Below are 17527 nucleotides of genomic sequence, written 5' to 3'. Positions count from 1 at the left end.
AGGCATTACCGCTGCAAGCACTCAACCAAGCGACCCACGAGTGCTAGGGAAACAACAGGTCTCATTCACCATTCGGATCATGTTTTAGAGTGCGTCAGTGTTGTCTACAACCAGCGCCTTTTCCAGCGCGGGATTGCCGCTTCCACTGAGACTGTCGGCGACTGAAATGACAATGCACTGGCTGAAAACGTTAACGGCTCTTACAAGAGGTGAGCTGATCCATACTCGCAGGTGGAATAACGTTGTCGAGGTAGAAATTGCGACATTCGAGTGGGTGTCATGGTGGAACGAGGTAAGGCTCCACCACAGCCTGGGATACCGAACCCCAGTCGAGATGGAAACCGAATTGTGGAAGCAGACCCCACAACAGGGAATAATAGAAATCAACGCACATGCCTAGGAACAAAACCCGGGGTCCTTCACTTCACTACAGGAAGGCGCAGGATGCACAGGGAATACCCCGGCTTAGCGGCTTAGAGCCCGAAGTAATCGCGCAGGTCGGCCGCGATAGCATCGAGGCGCCCGGCGTCGGGGGATTCTAAGTAGCACTTGAGCTTGGGCTCGGTGCCGGAGGGGCGAACGATAACCCGGTCATCATTATCAGTGAAGAACTTTGAGCCTTGGGCGAACTTTTCCACTTTGGCCACCGGGGAGCCGGCGAGCTCGGTTGGTGGGGTGGTAGAAACCTTGTCCATTGCTTGGGTAATCAGGCCCAAGTCCTCGACGCGGAAGGTCAGCGGCTGTGTGTACAGCGCACCGACCGTGGCGTAGATGTCATCCAAGCGGTCGAGGAGGCTGCTTTTAGCGGCCTTGCATTCGGCGGCGAGGCTGGCGAGCACCACGGAGGTGGACATGCCGTCCTTGTCGCGCACTGCGGTGGGATCGGGGCAGAAGCCGATGGCTTCTTCGTAGCCAAAAGCCAGTTCTGGGGTGCGGGCGATCCACTTGAAGCCGGTTAGGGTTTCCTCATGGCCGAGGCCGTAGTGCGCGGCTATGCGCCCGAGCAGACGGGACGATACGAGCGAGTTGGCGAAGTTGCCGGTGGCGCCGCGGCGGGCGAGGTAATCACCGAGCAAGGCGCCGGTCTCATCGCCACTGAGTTGGCGCCAAGTGCCATCGGTGGGCACGGCAGCGGCGCAGCGGTCGGCGTCGGGGTCATAGGCGATAAGGATATCGGCTCCGATTTTTTCAGCGTGCCGGATGCCAAGATCCAGGGCACCGGGCTCTTCCGGGTTGGGGAAAGAAACCGTGGGAAAATCTGGGTCAGGAGCAGCTTGTTCCGGCACTAGCGAGACGGTAAAGCCGCAGCGAGACAGCAGTTCCTTACCTAGCTCGGCACCCACGCCGTGAAGGGCGGTCAGCGCGATGGTTATATCGGTATTTTCGTCAACCAACGTCGCGGCGCGGTCGAGGTACTCTGCGCGGGTATCGACATCCTCGATGCGATCGGAGGTTAGCGGAACCTCGTCGGCATAGGGGGCCTTAGCAATGGCGGCGGCGATTTCTTTATCGGCGGGGGAGATAAGCTGCACGCCCGCGTCTGGGCCGGTGGCAACGCGGCCACCCAGGTAGACCTTGTAGCCATTATCGGCAGGCGGGTTGTGTGAGGCGGTAATCATAATGCCGGCGTCTGCGTCCAAGGAACGGACCGTGAAGGCGGTTAGCGGGGTCGGGTTCTGCGCGGGCAGGACCAGAGCCTTTGCGCCAGCGGCGGAGATAACCTGTGCGGCATCGCGCTGGAATTGCGCGGAGCCGTGGCGGGCATCGCAGCCGATGACAACGACTGGGGTATCGACCTGCTGCTTGAGCCAGGTAATAAGACCATAGGTAGTGCGGATAACCACGGCGCGGTTCATGCGAGATTCGCCCGCGCCCACGGCGGCGCGCAGGCCCGCGGTACCAAAGTGCAGCGGGCCGGCGAAGGCGGCAGCGAGTGCTGCGCAATTATCTTCTTCGATCCATGACAGGACCTGGCGGGCGGTGTCCGGATCCGGATCGTGATTGGCCCACGCGCGGGCGTAGTCGAGATCGAAAGTCTTGTCCACAGACATGGCTTAGAGTTCCTTGAGGATCTTGGCGGAGGAAGACAGTCCCAGTCGGTTGGCTCCAGCCTCGATCATGGCGAGGGCGTCCTTGGCGGTGCGGATGCCGCCGGAGGCCTTTACTCCCAGTTTGTCGCCTACGGTCTCGCGCATGAGCTTGACCGCGTGGGTGGAGGCGCCCCCGGCGGGGTGGAAGCCGGTGGAGGTTTTCACAAAGTCCGCCTGAGCGGCAGCGGCGGCCTGGCAGGCGAGGACGATGGCGGCATCGGAAAGCGCTGCAGACTCGATGATGACTTTGAGTACCGCGCCTGGAATGGCATCGCGCACAGCCTGGATTTCAGCCTGTAGCTCTTCGGCGCGGCCCTCGATGGCCAGCGGGATATTGATGACCATGTCTACTTCCTCCGCACCATCGGCAACCGCGCGGGCTGCTTCAGCGGCTTTGATTTCCGGCTTGACGGCGCCGGAAGGAAAGCCCACGACCGTGGCGACGTGGAGAGACTTAGGAGTCTCGAGCGGCAGAGCGGAGGGGGAGACGCACACAGCGTAGGTGCCAAGCTCGGTGGCTTCTTCTACCAAGGTGCGCAACTGCTCCGGGGTGGCCTCCGGTTTGAGCAGGGTGTGATCGATATAGGAAGCAAATTCAGTGCGAGAAGTCATGTTTTTCTCCTTTAGGAAATAAAAGCGGATTCTTTTCGGGCCATCTTGAGGTCAGAGACCATATAGAGGCCAGAGCCGATTGCGGCGATGAAGGTAAGCACTAGCAGCGTGATGGTGTAGCTGGTGGAATCCTGCAGTTTGGCGGTATAAGCAATGCCTAGGGGCACGGCGATATTGATGGTGAGGTTGTAAAAACCAATGGCGATGCCGGATTTGGATGCGCTGATATTGCGCAGGGCGGTGTTGAGCAGTGGAGCATACATTAGGGCGAAACCGCTGGCGAAGGCAACGATGGCGATGATGAGCACGGTAACGTGAACGTGGGCGAAAGACGCAGCGAAAAGTAGGGCGCCGACCACCATGCCGAAGGCGGTGTAAATGGTGGCGCGAGAGGACAAGACCTTGCCAATCTTGCCGGAGGAGATACCAACGAGGATGGCACAAATATAGCCCGGAACCATCAATAGCGAAGCCTGATCCAAGCTCATGCCGTGCATGTCATGGACCGCAAATGGCAGCAGAAAGATAAAGCCTAACTGGGTGGAATAGACAAAGAGCACCAGGACAATAGTCCACACGTAGCGGCCATTGGTGAAGAATTCAGAGGTAACCAATGGGTTTTTTGCGTTCTTAATGTGCACGATAAATGCGGCAACACCAAGGATGGCAGAAATAAGCCAGTACCAGGCGTAATCCTGCATGAACAGAATAAGTGCGCTGGCGAAGAGGGCAACGAAGAACAGGCCGAGCGCGTCCAGGTGGCTTTCCACGGCCTCATCTTCCGGCACATTCTTAATGATGGTCGGAATGGTCAGTAGAAGGATGAGCGGGATCAGGAACATCGCCGTCCAGGACACGTGGGTGGAGATAAATCCAGAGGTCAGCGCGCCAATGAGCAAGCCGGCCTGAAAGGCGGCGGTGGAAAAGCCAAGGTAAGTTTTTTGGACATCCTCACTCAAATGTTTGGTCACGTAAATGACATAGAGCGTCTCAGCGGCAGCCAAACCGGTGGCTTGAATCAGGCGTCCGGTTAGCACCATGGTCCACGAACTAGAGAAGATGAACGCCAGGATGGAACCGATGGCCACGAAAACGATGCCGGTAAGCATTAGTTTCCGGATAGAAATGGAGTCCGCCAAGGCGGCGTAGACAACGGCACCGATACCGATGATGACACCGGCTAGTGAAGCCTGCAGCGAAGCGGTCTTGTCAGAGATTTCGAGTGCTTCCGCGATCGGCATGGTCATTGTCTTGAACCCATTGTCAATGATCAGGGAGAAGACGAAGACGAAAAGCAGGATGGGGACGGCGGCCTTTGGGTTTAGATGGGTGCGATCCCCCGGGGTGGCCTTAACTTTTTTTAACATGGCGGTGGGTCCTTTTAGTCCAGTGCGTTGAGTGGCAGAGCAAGCTCCACCATGGTGCGGAAGGCGGTTTGGCGGTCTTCGGCGGAAAGCTGCTTGCCTGTGACGATGTTGTCGGAGACGGTGAATAGGCCTAATGCATCGACGCCGGCCTCGGCGGCGGTGGCGTAGAGCGCTGCAGATTCCATCTCCACACCGAGTACGCCCATGCGTGCCCATCGGTCATTGACGGTCTGGTCCATGTTGTAGAAGATGTCAGAGCTTAAGATATTACCCACGTGAATGTGCTGGTTCTGCTTCTCAGATTCATCAACTAAGGCCTTGAGTAACTTCCATGATGCGGTGGGGGCGTAGGTACCTGGCAGGTCATACTGCGACAGGAAGTTGGAATCGGTGGAGGCAGAGGAGGCAACGATAACCTCGTGCACGTCGATGTCTTTTTGCATCGCGCCGATGGAGCCGACGCGGATGAGCTTCTTCGCACCGAACTTATGGATGAGCTCCCAAGAGTAAATGCCAATGGAGGGGATGCCCATGCCGGTGCCCATAACGGATACCGGTTTTCCATTGTAAGTGCCGGTAAAGCCCAGCATATTGCGGATTTCGTTGAATTGGACGGTGTTTTCGAGGAAGTTATCAGCAATAAATTTTGCGCGCAGAGGGTCGCCAGGCAGGAGGACGGTTTCTGCGATTGGGGTGCCGTGCGGGTTGATGTGCGGGGTGGCAGTGTCGGTAGCGGACATCGAAGTGCTCCTCCATGTGAAATACAGGTGTGTATGTGGTTAGTCTAGCCCGTCCAGAACTAATGCCAATGGTTAATTTAACAAATGTTCGCTAGGTGTGACGTGTTTTATGCTAGTTTGGCTGCAAAAGCCTGTGGGCTGTGGATTGATCGGTCACGAGGTGGGTGGCCAAGCCCATCTCAAGGGCTACATTGATGGCGCGGGTTGTGGTGTGTCCGCCAGCCACGAGAACGCGGGTGGGGCGTTGCGCTAAATCGTCCAGGCCGATACCGACGGTGCGCGCATCAATGTCGGGGGAGGCGATAGTGCCCGCGGCGGTGTAGAAGTGGGAGCAGACATCGCCTACGGCATTGCTAAGGAGCTGCTCGGTCGCTTCCTTGGTGAGGTAGTCCAGGTTAAGCGCTAGGGACTCTTTTTCAATGGCGCCTGCGCTAAATACCGCCACGTCTACCGATGCCCCCATATCGAGGATCGTTGAAATGTGCCGGTCGCGGACGACCCACTCCTTGGCCTCAACGGAATCGAAGAAGGCTGGAAGGGGAAGCAGGTGTGCTTCTGCATTAAAGGCCTGGGTAAACGCCTGCATGGTGTGTAGATTCCTAATGGAGCGCTCCGAGCAGGAATGTCCGCCTTCAAGTTGGATGATGTTCACGCCTTCGAGTGGTCGCTTGCGCAAATGGGAGGCCACAGCGGACATGGTTTCGCTCCAGGACAGGCCGACCGAGGTGTGATCGCTAATGAGTTCTTCCAGTAGGGTGGCGCCGGCGCTGCCTAAATCCGCCAGCAGGGAGCCACCGGGCGGGGTGGCGGTTACGCGGACATCGGCCAGCGAAAAGCGCTCGCAGAGTGCCGAAACTAGTTCATCGGACTGTTCGCGGGGATCGGTGATACTCACGGTGACAAAGCCGCGTTCGGCGGCGTGGGTAAGTAATTTGGAGACCGTCGGACGGGAAATTCCCAGGTGTGCTGCCACTTCTGCCTGCGAAAAACCAGAGTTGTAGTACAGCTTCGCAGCGTCGATTGAAAGACAGTCTCTATGATCCAGCATGCCTTTTATTCAAGCACACCGGGTAGCAAGTGACACCATCGAATAACTCTTTAAAATTCCCCGGTTTTATGCGATGACGTGGTGATTTGTACAAAGAGTAGATATCAGGTTACATTATTGGAGTCCGCAACGGAGAGCACAACGAAATATTGATGTGCTTGATGCTGGGATATGCCCCCTTAGCTCAGTCGGCAGAGCGTTTCCATGGTAAGGAAAAGGTCGACAGTTCGATTCTGTCAGGGGGCTCCATTCATGCCTGAAGGAACTGCTGTTTTTCAGAATGAAGGTGTTAACCATGGCGGTGTAGCTCAGTGGTAGAGCAAGCGACTCATAATCGCTGTGTCGCGAGTTCAATTCTCGCCATCGCTACCGGGAGAGAAAAGCGCCACTACGGCGCTTTTTCACTACCAATCCATGGCCTCGATGAATTACTGGTTTCCGTGCGGAATTAGGGATCTGATAGGCTAATCGGAACGTGGCGTTATGACGACACGGATAACAACATAGGGGCGTGGCGCAATTGGTAGCGCAACGGTCTCCAAAACCGTAGGTTGCAGGTTCGAGTCCTGTCGCCCCTGCAGGAATCCCCGTCACCTATTTCTAGGAGGCGGGGATATTTTTGTCACAGATCTGGCGCACCCGCCTTGATGTACTTTCTTAGCCGTGCAGCTTTTGCTAGGGTTGTTGAAGTTATATTTGAGCGGTTTACGCGCCCCGAAAAAAACAATTCATTTCCCAAGGAGGGTTAGCTGTGAGCGATGAGCAGCAGCCGAAGGATTCGGCTGCCCCGCGTCCCACCGGAAAGCGGCAGCTTTCTGGTGCGGCTTCTACGACCTCCACGGAGTCGGCGAAGAAGAACGTCGTCCGCGTTGAGGATAAAAAACACACCGATAGCCCGGGTGGTGGCGTTGCCGCATTCCCCGGCGAGGTTGTTTCTGAAATGAAGAAGGTGGTCTGGCCCACCCGTGGGGAGATGTTGCAGTACACCCTCATCACGTTCGCCTTCTTGATCGTGATGACCACCTTGGTCTGGGGTGTTGATACCTTGGCTGGCCTCGGAGTTGAGAAGATTCTCACTAATTAGTTAAGATGGTCGCATACGCTTTTATCCCGCTGTTTCCGCATTCCGGAACGGCGGGATACTTTTTGCCCACTCGCGCCGAGGGTAGGCTGGTTCTACATTACGCGCCGATGACATTTTGGAGTACCACTCATGAGCGACGAGAATAACGTCGAAAACCCAGGAACCTCGCTAGAGGAGGCCATGCAGGCTAACGTGCAAGAGCAGGCCGCAGAGCATGCCAGCGCAGTCGAGGACGCCCAAGAGACGGCCTTTGAGCCCGCCGAGGGGAATGATGCCGCAGTGCAAGCAAACGCTGCGTCTGCTGATGCCCTCGAACCCGGGTCCGCATCCCAGACTGCGTCCTCTCCTGCGGAGGCAGTCGACACCGACGAAGAGGCTGAGAATGCTGCCTACCGTAAGCGCCTGCGCGAATTCACCCGCGAGCTAAAGAAGCGGCCGGGCCAGTGGTACATCATTCAGTGCTACTCCGGCTACGAAAATAAGGTGCGTACCAACCTCGACATGCGCGCCCAGACTCTTGAGGTGGAAGACTCTATTTTCGAGGTCGTCGTCCCTATCGAGCAGATTATGGAGAAGAAAGACGGTAAGAAGAAGATAGTTAAGCGCAAGCTGCTGCCTGGGTACGTGTTGGTACGCGCTGAGCTCAACGATGCCGCGTGGTCCGTCATCCGCGATACCCCCGGCGTTACTTCTTTCGTGGGCAACGAAGGAAACGCAACGCCGGTCAAGATCCGTGACGTGGCCAAGTTCCTCATGCCAAATGAAGCTCCCACTACTAAGGGTGAGGCCGCTCCGAATGAGCAAGAAGGCGAGCAGGTTGTCGAAATGCCGGAGAAAGAGGTGGCGAAGAAATACGCTCACGACTTTGAGGTGGGCGAGGCCGTTACGATCCTGTCCGGCCCGCTGGCTGCCGTGTCTGCCACCATTTCTGAAATCGACCCGGAAACAGGCAAGATGCAGGGCTTGGTTTCGATTTTCGGCCGGGAAACACCGGTAGAGTTGTCGCCGACGGAAATCGAGCGGATTTCTTAAAAAGTGATTTTGTGCAGGGCACACGGTGTTCTAAACTGAATCGCCGTGCGCTTCTTGCGCGCGTGTAAAACGTTTCATCCTCCGGTGGCCCACTGAGGTGAGCATCCGGACGGGCTGCGTTATTCATCGTGACGCAGGCCCGGTACCACAGGAAAGAGGTAATTCGATGGCTCCAAAGAAGAAGGTATCTGGCTTCATTAAGCTGCAGATCGAGGCTGGCGCCGCTAACCCGGCACCGCCAGTTGGCCCGGCACTGGGTGCACATGGCGTTAACATCATGGAATTCTGCAAGGCTTATAACGCTGCTACCGAAAACCAGCGTGGCAACGTGGTCCCTGTTGAGATCACCGTTTACGAAGACCGCTCCTTCGACTTCAAGCTGAAGACCCCGCCCGCAGCCAAGCTGTTGCTCAAGGCCGCAGGCGTCCAGAAGGGCTCCGGTGTCCCGCACACCGATAAGGTCGGCTCCGTTACCTGGGATCAGTGCAAGGAAATTGCACAGACCAAGTTCGAGGACCTCAACGCCCGCGACATCGAGGCTGGCGCACACATCATCGCTGGTACCGCCCGCTCCATGGGCCTTAACATCGATGGCGCACCGGAGAAGTAAAAACTTTATGTGGTAGGGCCAGCTTCGGCCCGCTTAATACCACGCCAATCCAGAAAAGGAATTGTTAAATGAGCACCAAGTCTAAGGCTTTTAAGGCCGCTGCGGAACTGGTAGATAAGTCCCGCCTGTACCGTCCCATCGAGGCCGCAAAGCTGGCCAAGGAAACCTCCTCCAAGAACTTCGACGCCACCGTTGATGTTGTCTTCCGCTTGGGTGTTGACCCACGCAAGGCAGACCAGCTGGTGCGCGGCACCGTCTCCTTGCCTAACGGCACCGGTAAGAACGTTCGCGTCGCCGTCTTCGCTGAGGGTGAGAAGGCAACCGCAGCCCAGGAAGCTGGCGCTGACATCGTTGGTACCTCCGAGCTGATCGAGCAGATCAATGAGGGTAATCTGGACTTCGACGTTGCCATCGCCACCCCGGATCAGATGGCTAAGGTCGGCCGCGTCGCCCGCGTTTTGGGCCCACGTGGTCTCATGCCTAACCCGAAGACCGGCACCGTAACCAACGACGTGGCTAAGGCCATTGGCGAGGTTAAGGGAGGCAAGATCTCCTTCCGCGTGGACAAGGCTGCAAACTTGCACGCCATCCTTGGCAAGGCATCTTTCGATGCTGAGAAGTTGGCTGAGAACTACGGCGCTCTTCTGGATGAGATCCTGCGCTTGAAGCCTTCTTCCGCAAAGGGCGTCTACATCAAGCGCGCCACCATCTCTACCACCTCCGGCCCAGGCATTCCTGTGGACGGAACCGTGCACAAGGGCTACACCGAATAAAACGGTATAGAACACAACGCATGAATGAAGACCCCGAGGATTTTCCTTGGGGTCTTTTGCATCGCTACGGGGAAGCGACTTAAACCAAAACTAGGTGTGGATTCTTAGTCTGCATCTTTCATTTTTTCATAGGCGTCCAATGCTGCCTGGCGTGATTCTTTGAGGTCCACGATGGGTGGGGCAGAAAGCGTTGGTGCCCAGCGTCGGATATAAACGCCATCCGGGTCGAACCGTTGGGCTTGGGTGTGCGGGTTGAAGATGCGGAAAAAGGGCGCGGCATCGTCGCCGCTGCCGGCCACCCATTGCCAGTTGAAGGGATTGGATGCGGCGTCGGCATCCACCAGGGTGTCCCAAAACCACTCTTCACCTAAGCGCCAATGTATGCCCAGGTTCTTGGTGAGAAATGAACCCACCACCATGCGCACGCGATTGTGCATGTAGCCGGTTTCCCAAAGTTCGCGCATTCCGGCATCGACAAGCGGAATGCCCGTCCTGCCGTTCTGCCAATCCTTCAGCCGCGGGTCCTCCCAGGACCAGTCGAAGCGGTCGAATTGTTGCCGCACGTTGCGGGTGGCCAGTTCGGGGAGATGGTAGAGCCGATGCCAGGCAAAGTCTCGCCACAGCAACTCGGAATGGAATTTGTCGGCGTCAGGTTCCTCAGCGGCGGCCACCCAAGCTTCGCGCGGAGATACCTCGCCAAAGCGCAGATGCGGCGAGAGCAGAGAGGTGGCGTTGCGCGCGGGAATATCGCGTTCCTCTGCGTAGTTACTTAAATCAAGCTGGGCTAGGCGCTTGCGGGCACCTGCTTCCCCGGGAGTCCAATACTGGGAAAACGACGCAGCCCAGCGCGGTTCACGAACGCTAGGGTCGGGCCAGCTGCTGCTTGCCGATGCCCCCATCTCCCGCCCCGCTAGCAGCTTCGGCACCGGCAATGGCTCGTCGTCAGCGACCTGGGACCGCGCGGCGGCTGCGAAGGGCGTAAAGACTTTATAAGGCTTACCTTGACCATTGGTGACTTCCCACGGCTCGACGAGGGTGAAACCGGGGCAGGAGATGGCGTTAATTCCGGCACCAGCAAGCGTTGCCTTTATGGTGGCGTCTACCTCGCGCATTGGTCCGTGGTAGCGCCGAGTCCAGGTGACGGTATCGGCGCCGACTGCGTGGGCGATGCGGGGAATGACTTCGCGGGCATCGCCCGAAGCGCGCAGAAGTTCCACCCCGCGGGCGGAAAGGTCTTGCGAGAGGGCATAGAGCGAGCGCTCGCGCCACCAATTGGTGGCGCCACCAAGCGGACGGGTGCCAGGGTAGGCGGGTTCATCAAGGACAACGGCGCATAACTTGGCGTCTGAACCGCCTGCCTCGGCGGCTATATCCGCAGCGAGGGTGAGGGCCTGATTATCAGATAAGCGCAAGTCATCGCGAAACCACATGAGGGAAGTCATAAAGGATAGCCTACGCGAGCGGGCAATTTGGGAATCCGTTAAAAGCGCGCTAGGATGCTTTGTGAAGTTTGAACGGCCCTGCGGCCGAGTCAAAGTTCACCGAAGACCGTTGGTCATCCACTACGGATTGAAAGACCTCCACCAGGGAGGCGGCCCACGCAGGAGACACTTTGCGCATTCCGCGACATTTCTCATGTCGCACGCCCCTGTGCTCTTGCACGGGGCTTTTGTTTTAGGCAAGCCCCGGCGGAAAATAAAAGAGATGTTTTGGAAGGAGGCGAGAGACAATGGCAAACCCAAAGAACACTGCAGACCTGGCAGAGCTGAAGGAAAAGCTGGCCGATTCTAGCTCCGTCGTGTTGACTGAGTACCGCGGCCTGACCGTATCCCAGCTGCAGGAGCTGCGTAACAACCTGGGCTTTGACGTTGACTACTCCGTTGCCAAGAACACCCTCTTCAAGATCGCTGCTAGCGAAGCTGGCATTGAAGGTCTTGATGATTTGCTGACCGGCCCGACCGCAATTGCGTTTATCAAGGGCGAGGCAGTAGATGCTGCGAAAATCATCACCAAGTTTGCTGATGACAACAAGGCACTCGTCATCAAGGGTGGCTACATGGACGGCGACGCATTGTCTGCGGAGCAGGTTCAGGCCATCGCCAAGCTGGACAACCGCGAGACTACCCTCGCAAAGCTGGCTGGCGCTATGAAGGGTTCTATGGCGAAGGCAGCCGCTGTCTTCAACGCTCCTGCAACCAAGGCGGTTCGCACCGTTGTTGCTCTGCAGGACAAGAAAGAAGCAGAAGCTTAAGTCGTCACAACAGACGCACACACAAAATACCGTGCCCGTTAGCTCATCACCGAGAAACGAGCACACAACGTAGAAAGGACTTGCCATCATGGCTAAGCTCACCAAGGACGAGCTCATTGAAGCTTTCAAGGAAATGACCCTCATCGAACTGTCTGAGTTCGTCAAGGAATTCGAGGACGTCTTCGACGTTGAGGCTGCTGCACCGGTAGCTGCTGTTGCACCGGGTGCTGCGGCTGATGGCGGCGCTGCCGCTGCTGAGGAGCAGACCGAGTTCGACGTCGTTCTGACCGACGCTGGCGCTAAGAAGATTGGCGTTATTAAGGCTGTTCGCGAGCTCGTTTCCGGCCTGGGCCTGAAGGAAGCTAAGGAAATGGTTGAGGGCGCACCTAAGGCCATCATCGAAGGCGCTTCCAAGGACGACGCTGAGGCTGCTAAGGCCAAGCTGGAAGAGGCTGGCGCTTCCGTCGAGCTCAAGTAATTTTACTGAGCTTCACGCTTTCAAAGCCCCCACTCTTACCGCGCTAAATGCGGTAAGAGATGGGGGCTTCTCCCGTTCTATCTGCTCCTTGAGTTCGGAGGGAACGCCAAAATAAACAAAAAGCTAAGGGTGTTAGGACCACGGATTTAATAACGCTGTGGTGAGCGAGCAGTAACGCCCGGGCGTTGATTATGAGCAACTACTTTTTGTGGGCTTCTAGGCGCATGTTCGGTCCTTCCAGTGTGATGATCTCAGCGTCAACGACAAGCCTATTCAGGATCGACTCGGCGATGACAGCATCCGTGATGGATTTGTACCATTCATCGGGCAGGAATTGGGAGGTCACGATCGTTGATCCCCGGTGTTGACGCTCAGCAAGAATATTAAGCAGCTGGTGTGATGAGGCAGCGTCCATCGGAGTTGTTAGGAAATCATCAAGAACGAGGACCTGACCCTCGTTTGGTGGACACCTGATTAGTGCGGATCGTGTGTCCGTAAGAGAGGATGTTCATTGTCAGTCAACAACGCCAAAAATACACGCCGGAGTACCGGCGTGAAGCTTTGAGCCTGGTCATCGAGTCGCAGCGCCCGATTGCTCATGTAGCGAAAGAAATTGGTGTCGCACCTGGCCTTTTAGGCCGATGGGTAAAAATGAGCGCGAACGCCGAGGGGCACCGGATGGGCTAAGCGAGGCGGATCTTCGTGCTGAAAATGCTCGTCTGCGCCATAAGTTGGCAGAAACCAAGATGGATAACGAGTTTTTGTCAAAAGCGACAGCCTTCTTCGCCGCACAGCAACGCGAGAAGAAAAGTTCGAATTAATGTGGCCAGAGCAAGGCTAACTACAGTATCAAGCGCATGGCACGCCTTGTGAAGGTGTCCCGGTCTGGATACTACACATGGGCTCATATGCAGCAGCAACGCTTACCCGGTAAAGATGATCGGACATCTTTTCATGATGATGTTGACCGCAAGATTCACCAGATCTGAAAAAGACTCCGATGAGGTTTATGGTGCCCCGCGGATTACCGCAGAACTCGCCGATCGCTACGACATTTCTCTTAACCGAAAAGACTGTGGCTCAGCGGATGCGCATGATGGGCATTGAAGGGATGTCACCGCGTGCTTTTGTGCCGGTGACAACAATCCAAGCCAAGCGTAAATCCACGCTTCCTGACCTAGTAAAGCGCATGTGTGATACTGGTGAGCTCAACCGAGTATGGATGTCAGATATTTATCTATCTGCGCACCGGTGAAGGCTGGTTGTACTTATGTGTGGTCCGCGATGGTCATTCCCGCAGGGTACTGGGCCAGGCTATGGATAGCGTTCAAGATACTTCCCTGGTCGAACGAGCACTTCGGATGGCGCATACGCTGCGCGGTGACGTTGCTGACGGGCTGGTGTTTCACGCCGACCGGGGGACGCAATTTACCAGCGAGCAGCTCTGGGAAGTGTGCCGCAACCTGGACATCGCTCAATCCGTGGGGCGTACCGGAGTGTGCTTCGATAACGCCATGGCCGAATCGTTCTGGTCAAACGCTTAAGACCGAGTTCTACGACCGGAAGCGCTGGGCAACCCGCGCTGCTGCGCGTCAGGCTGTGGCTTACTGGATTGAAGTGGTCTACAACCGTCGGCGCCGGCATTCCGCACTCGGGATGGTCAGCCCCGTCGACTTCGAGAACCACATCACCCAAACCAGAAACGAAGAAAAAAATAGCTGCCTAACCACGAGGTAGCTCCACTACGTGTCCACAATTTGCGGGCAACCCCAGCTGCTCCACCACATCCGGCGAAGGATCCCAATGGCTCGACACCACAAACACCACCAATCAAGGTCAGGTGTTGTCGATTTGGGGTAGTTGGTACCGCGAGTCCGCGTAGTTGGTACCAGTGTTCCGCTTACCCGGTACTGCATGGGGTTTTCTTCCATAGTTGATGTTGGCGACATCACGATTCGGTGGTGTCGTGTCAACTTTTACTTGGAAGGAGCCTGTTGTTGTGGCTAATTTCAAACAGATCATCGCGATGTGCCTTGACGGTGCTAGCTATGCTCAGATCACACATGCATTGGGATGTTCACGACGGGAAGTATCCCGGGCAAAGAAAGTCATCTCTGATGAAGGATTAACTTCAGAGATTTTCCGTCAACTCCCACCGGGGTGGTTTGATGAGCGATTCAGTGATGGTCGGAGTAAGAGGTCGTTGTCCTATGACCAGCCAGATTTTCACGCTCTTGCCCGCAAGCTGAAAAGTACGAAGCATTTAACCAGGCATAAGCTGTGGATGGATTACTTGTCGCAGCCGTGTCCGACGGACAAGACAAAGTACCAGTATTCGCAGTTTTGTAATGGGCTTAATGAATTTATCCGTGCCAACGATCTCGTCGAAGTTATCACCCATGAGCCGGGGCAAGAGCTTTATGTCGACTGGGCTGGTGACAAAGTACCGGTTGTAGATCAGGCCAGTGGTGATATAGCCTTCAAGGCCTCACTGTTTGTCGCGGTAAGCCCGTACTCAGGGCTGATGTATGTCACGGCTGCTGCGAATGAGAAGATGCCGGCGTGGATTGAGTGCCATGTCAAAGCGTTGAATTATCTTGGCAAGGTGCCAGCGGTCATCGTGCCGGATAATGCTTCTACGGCGACTTATCGGCCGAAGAAAAACTCTACATATCGAATGGTCACTGACCGTTATGCAGCGTTTGCCGATTATTACGGGGTCACGATTGTGCCGACTAGGCCCGGCAGGCCTCGTGACAAAGGAGCAGTAGAACGTGCCGTGAAAATCGTCTACACTAAAATACTGGGGTATTTCAGTGACGAGGTCTTCTACAACCTCGATGAACTCAATGAGGCGATCGCTTGCCGTCTTGCTGATATCAACGACACAATGACGCGGGCTGATGGCTCAACACGGCGCATGCGCTTTGATAAAGAAGAGGTGCCGGTGATGCGGGATCTTCCGCCAACACCGTTTACGGAAGTGTCTTATAAGCGGCTTAAAGTCGATCGAAACTGGCACATCACCTGTGACTACCAGTACTACTCAGTACCATTTCAGCTGGTAGGAGAATCGGTAACAGTCAGGCTCACCCCGAAGCTGGTGAGCATCTTCAGCGGGGAACAGCTTGTTGCTGAGCACACGCGCCTTCACGGATTCAAATACCGGTATTCCACCAACCCTCAGCATGGGCCATGTGGCGATGACGAAGGCCACAAGGCGCTTACCCGGGATGAGCTTTTGGCCTGGGCATCGTCGTTTGGGGCAGCAACGCACGCAGTCATAGCGATGATCCTTGACCGCAATAGTGCCGCCGTACCCCGCGGACTTATCCAGGCACGCAACGTGCTGGCCAACCTGGGCAAAAAACAGAGCGTGTCAAGTTGTTTGTGTGTGGGGTTAGGTTTATAGGTATTTGTCGAAGCGGTCGGGAAAGGCCACGGCCATTTGGTTGATGGCTTGTTTCCAACCGGATACTCGCGCTCCTTCCACGAGCCTGCTGGCTGTAGCTGAGGCCCGTTTGCCTTGTTTCGCCCTCTTGGCAGCTCTTCTGTCTTCAATAGTGCAGATCATCAGCCACAGCGTTTTCAGTGCTGATTCATCGTTGGTGAACTGTACCCGGTTACGCGTGGCTTTACGCAGCTGGTTGTTAAACGATTCAATCGAATTCGCCGTCATAGATAACCTTCCTGGCTGCTGGAGGAAACTGTAAAAATGGCACGAATCTATCCCACGCATCCTCCCAGACCTTGACCGACTGAGGATACTTCACACCCAGTTCAGAGGCTTAAAAATTCCTTCAACGCCGCTTCTGCCGTGGATTCATCAGCAGCTGTATACACCTTCTTCAACGCTGCCGATACGCTCTTTCGGTCACCATAGGCCACCCACCGATTAGCTGCGCGAATCAAGTGCACGATACAAGTTTGGACCATTGAATTCGGCCAGGTTGCCTCTACTGCCTGTGGTAGGCCTTTCAGCCCGTCACAGCAGACGATAAAGACGTCCTTGACCCCACGATTAGCCAGGTTAGAGCACACCTGTGCCCACAATGATGCGCCTTCTTCTTTGGCAATCCATAGGCCCAAAATGTGCTTGATACCATCTAAATCCACGCCGATAGCCATATAGGCAGACTTGTTGACTACCCGGCCGCCATCGCGGACTTTAATGCGCAAAGCATCCAGGAAGATAACGGGGTAGAACTCATCTCACTGGCGGTTGTGCCAGACCATGACTTCATCGAGGACGGCATCAGTGACCGCGGACATTGTTTCATGGGAAATATCGACACGCATCGCTGTTGCCATATGATGCTGGATATCCCGAATGGTCATTCCGCCGGCATACAAGCTGACGATCGTCTCACTCAACGTCGGTCAATCTCCTCGAGCCTTTAGGGACCATAGTAGGGGGAAAACGTGCCGTTTCTATCTCGTGGAACATCAATGCTTACTGGCCCAAAGTTAGAATCTACGGTTTTCGGATACGTCCCATTGCGGTAGTTATCTTCTTCCAACAGTAGCTTTAGCTGGGCTATCACCGGATGCATAGCCCAGGTGGGTATCCATTTCCGCGTTCAGACCGCGGGTAATTGAAGCTTGCAACATACCGCGAACCAAATCATTGGCATCCGTGGTGGACGTGCCTAGCTCGTCAATAAGTTTCGCCATCTCAGGGTTAGCAAGAAGCTTCTTTTCAATCGCATCAAATTGTGGCCTTATCAGCCGGGTCTCGTCGTGCCACACTAGTCATTCTGGCTTATCTCCTTATGTAGATTGGGAACCTACACACAAACCATTAGACACTCTCCCCTCTGATCTCACGGAAGACGACGCTGGTAAAGGCTATCTAGTAGAAGATTCCGGGCGGCTGTATGTCTGGGGTGGAGAGTCTCTTCCCGCCGAGGGGCTTGGTGTCGAGTTTCGTGGCCCGCAGGGGCCGGAGGGGCCTCAAGGCCCTGCTGGGCAGGCAGGGTCTCAGGGGCCTCAAGGGGCTGATGGTTCGGCTGGTCCTCAAGGTGCGCCCGGTAAGAAAGGTGATGCTGGGGAGCCTGGGCCTCGGGGTACGCGATGGTTCTTTGGTGCTGGTGTGCCGACAACGGTGTCTGATTCCATCGCAGGTGATACGTATCTTGATACTTCTACTGGCACGATATACCAGTTGGGTTTAGCAACTATGAAGTGGGAGAAAGTTGGGCAGTTGCCCGCAGGCCCAGCGGGCCCTCCTGGTCCAGCGGGCCCTAAGGGGGAACCTGGCACAGGAGCAGCTCACGATTCTGCACCGATAAAGATTGTTTCTGCATTACCGAAAATGAGGTTACCCTCGTTTAGTGGACACCCTATTAGTACGGATCTTGTGTCCGTAGGAGAGGATGTTCATTGTGAGTTCGTCAAGGAAGAAGTACACCCCGGAGTACCGGCGTGAAGCCGCGAATCTGG

Annotated in this window: 15 protein-coding genes, 3 tRNA genes and 2 pseudogenes; 12 read left to right on the top strand and 8 right to left on the bottom strand. The window is 55.9% G+C overall.

The genetic code is table 11. From position 1 onward, the window contains the following. Positions 1-166: 166 nt before the first annotated feature. The gene (locus D9V82_RS13175; protein WP_411763123.1) at positions 167-400 is read left to right on the top strand and encodes an integrase core domain-containing protein; all 234 of its coding nucleotides are present in this window, start codon (positions 167-169) and stop codon (positions 398-400) included. Between the two features lie 73 nt (positions 401-473). Here D9V82_RS13175 and D9V82_RS11355 read toward each other — a convergent pair whose 3' ends face one another. The 5 genes from D9V82_RS11355 to D9V82_RS11335 form a co-directional block, all read right to left on the bottom strand. Further along, the gene (locus tag D9V82_RS11355) at positions 474-2051 is read right to left on the bottom strand and encodes a phospho-sugar mutase (RefSeq protein ID WP_121912455.1); all 1578 of its coding nucleotides are present in this window, start codon (positions 2049-2051) and stop codon (positions 474-476) included. A gap of 3 nt (positions 2052-2054) precedes the next feature. Beyond that, a complete protein-coding gene (gene deoC, locus D9V82_RS11350; RefSeq protein WP_121912454.1) occupies positions 2055-2702 on the bottom strand; it encodes a deoxyribose-phosphate aldolase in 648 nt (215 codons plus the stop codon). 11 nt (positions 2703-2713) lie between these two features. After that, positions 2714-4069 (bottom strand): MFS transporter, encoded by a 1356-nt coding sequence (locus tag D9V82_RS11345; RefSeq protein ID WP_121912453.1) that lies wholly within the window; start codon positions 4067-4069, stop codon positions 2714-2716. 14 nt (positions 4070-4083) lie between these two features. After that, positions 4084-4809 carry a purine-nucleoside phosphorylase gene (gene deoD / locus D9V82_RS11340; protein ID WP_121912452.1) on the bottom strand — a complete coding sequence of 242 codons (726 nt, stop codon included), beginning with the start codon at positions 4807-4809 and terminating at the stop codon, positions 4084-4086. 112 nt (positions 4810-4921) lie between these two features. Next, on the bottom strand, positions 4922-5857 hold the full coding sequence (locus tag D9V82_RS11335) for a sugar-binding transcriptional regulator (protein WP_121912451.1): 936 nt from the start codon (positions 5855-5857) through the stop codon (positions 4922-4924). 173 nt (positions 5858-6030) lie between these two features. Here D9V82_RS11335 and D9V82_RS11330 point away from each other — a divergent pair. The 7 genes from D9V82_RS11330 (at position 6031) to rplA (ending at position 9356) form a co-directional block, all read left to right on the top strand. After that, a tRNA-Thr gene (locus D9V82_RS11330) sits at positions 6031-6106 on the top strand. 48 nt (positions 6107-6154) lie between these two features. Beyond that, positions 6155-6226, top strand: a tRNA-Met gene (locus D9V82_RS11325). Between the two features lie 136 nt (positions 6227-6362). After that, a tRNA-Trp gene (locus D9V82_RS11320) sits at positions 6363-6435 on the top strand. Between the two features lie 173 nt (positions 6436-6608). After that, positions 6609-6941 carry a preprotein translocase subunit SecE gene (secE, locus tag D9V82_RS11315; RefSeq protein WP_121912450.1) on the top strand — a complete coding sequence of 111 codons (333 nt, stop codon included), beginning with the start codon at positions 6609-6611 and terminating at the stop codon, positions 6939-6941. Positions 6942-7070: 129 nt separating this feature from the next. Continuing rightward, entirely contained in the window at positions 7071-7973 is a 903-nt protein-coding gene (gene nusG / locus D9V82_RS11310; RefSeq protein ID WP_121912449.1) for a transcription termination/antitermination protein NusG, read from the top strand. A 166-nt stretch (positions 7974-8139) separates the two neighbouring features. Next, the gene (rplK, locus tag D9V82_RS11305; protein WP_005276845.1) at positions 8140-8583 is read left to right on the top strand and encodes a 50S ribosomal protein L11; all 444 of its coding nucleotides are present in this window, start codon (positions 8140-8142) and stop codon (positions 8581-8583) included. Positions 8584-8651: 68 nt separating this feature from the next. Continuing rightward, positions 8652-9356, top strand: a complete 705-nt coding sequence (gene rplA / locus D9V82_RS11300) for a 50S ribosomal protein L1 (RefSeq protein ID WP_121912448.1) — start codon at positions 8652-8654, stop codon at positions 9354-9356. Between the two features lie 104 nt (positions 9357-9460). Here rplA and D9V82_RS11295 read toward each other — a convergent pair whose 3' ends face one another. Next, positions 9461-10798 (bottom strand): cryptochrome/photolyase family protein, encoded by a 1338-nt coding sequence (locus tag D9V82_RS11295; protein ID WP_121912447.1) that lies wholly within the window; start codon positions 10796-10798, stop codon positions 9461-9463. Between the two features lie 287 nt (positions 10799-11085). Between D9V82_RS11295 and rplJ the strand changes: the two genes are divergently transcribed. Together rplJ and rplL are read left to right on the top strand one after the other, a co-directional pair. After that, positions 11086-11607 (top strand): 50S ribosomal protein L10, encoded by a 522-nt coding sequence (gene rplJ / locus D9V82_RS11290; protein ID WP_121912446.1) that lies wholly within the window; start codon positions 11086-11088, stop codon positions 11605-11607. An 88-nt stretch (positions 11608-11695) separates the two neighbouring features. Next, positions 11696-12085: a 50S ribosomal protein L7/L12 gene (rplL, locus tag D9V82_RS11285; RefSeq protein WP_121912445.1), complete on the top strand. Its 390-nt coding sequence runs from the start codon at positions 11696-11698 to the stop codon at positions 12083-12085. 199 nt (positions 12086-12284) lie between these two features. Here rplL and D9V82_RS11280 read toward each other — a convergent pair whose 3' ends face one another. Next, positions 12285-12560 (bottom strand): ATP-binding protein, encoded by a 276-nt coding sequence (locus D9V82_RS11280; protein WP_275403639.1) that lies wholly within the window; start codon positions 12558-12560, stop codon positions 12285-12287. Positions 12561-12589: 29 nt separating this feature from the next. On the opposite strand from D9V82_RS11280, the pseudogene D9V82_RS13170 reads away from it, so the two are divergent. Both D9V82_RS13170 and istA read left to right on the top strand, forming a co-directional pair. Further along, a pseudogene (locus D9V82_RS13170) lies at positions 12590-13822 on the top strand (IS3 family transposase). 262 nt (positions 13823-14084) lie between these two features. Beyond that, the gene (gene istA / locus D9V82_RS11250; RefSeq protein ID WP_239088626.1) at positions 14085-15497 is read left to right on the top strand and encodes an IS21 family transposase; all 1413 of its coding nucleotides are present in this window, start codon (positions 14085-14087) and stop codon (positions 15495-15497) included. Here istA and D9V82_RS11245 read toward each other — a convergent pair. Next, a pseudogene (locus tag D9V82_RS11245) lies at positions 15492-16834 on the bottom strand (IS256 family transposase). The gene istA and the pseudogene D9V82_RS11245 sit on opposite strands and share 6 nt — an antisense overlap. Positions 16835-17527: the final 693 nt, after the last annotated feature.

The sequence above is a fragment of the Corynebacterium macginleyi genome (assembly GCF_003688935.1).
Taxonomy (GTDB): Bacteria; Actinomycetota; Actinomycetes; order Mycobacteriales; family Mycobacteriaceae; genus Corynebacterium; species Corynebacterium macginleyi.
This window is presented reverse-complemented; position numbering and strand designations above follow the sequence as displayed.

Bases quoted from the DNA above. Each gene is read 5' to 3' on its own strand.
- D9V82_RS11335 (WP_121912451.1), bottom strand. From the start codon at position 5,857: ATGCTGGATCATAGAGACTGTCTTTCAATCGACGCTGCGAAGCTGTAC.
- rplJ (WP_121912446.1), top strand. From the start codon at position 11,086: ATGGCAAACCCAAAGAACACTGCAGACCTGGCAGAGCTGAAGGAAAAG.
- D9V82_RS11345 (WP_121912453.1), bottom strand. From the start codon at position 4,069: ATGTTAAAAAAAGTTAAGGCCACCCCGGGGGATCGCACCCATCTAAAC.
- nusG (WP_121912449.1), top strand. From the start codon at position 7,071: ATGAGCGACGAGAATAACGTCGAAAACCCAGGAACCTCGCTAGAGGAG.
- deoC (WP_121912454.1), bottom strand. From the start codon at position 2,702: ATGACTTCTCGCACTGAATTTGCTTCCTATATCGATCACACCCTGCTC.
- rplK (WP_005276845.1), top strand. From the start codon at position 8,140: ATGGCTCCAAAGAAGAAGGTATCTGGCTTCATTAAGCTGCAGATCGAG.
- D9V82_RS13175 (WP_411763123.1), top strand. From the start codon at position 167: ATGACAATGCACTGGCTGAAAACGTTAACGGCTCTTACAAGAGGTGAG.
- D9V82_RS11355 (WP_121912455.1), bottom strand. From the start codon at position 2,051: ATGTCTGTGGACAAGACTTTCGATCTCGACTACGCCCGCGCGTGGGCC.
- rplL (WP_121912445.1), top strand. From the start codon at position 11,696: ATGGCTAAGCTCACCAAGGACGAGCTCATTGAAGCTTTCAAGGAAATG.
- D9V82_RS11295 (WP_121912447.1), bottom strand. From the start codon at position 10,798: ATGACTTCCCTCATGTGGTTTCGCGATGACTTGCGCTTATCTGATAAT.
- deoD (WP_121912452.1), bottom strand. From the start codon at position 4,809: ATGTCCGCTACCGACACTGCCACCCCGCACATCAACCCGCACGGCACC.
- rplA (WP_121912448.1), top strand. From the start codon at position 8,652: ATGAGCACCAAGTCTAAGGCTTTTAAGGCCGCTGCGGAACTGGTAGAT.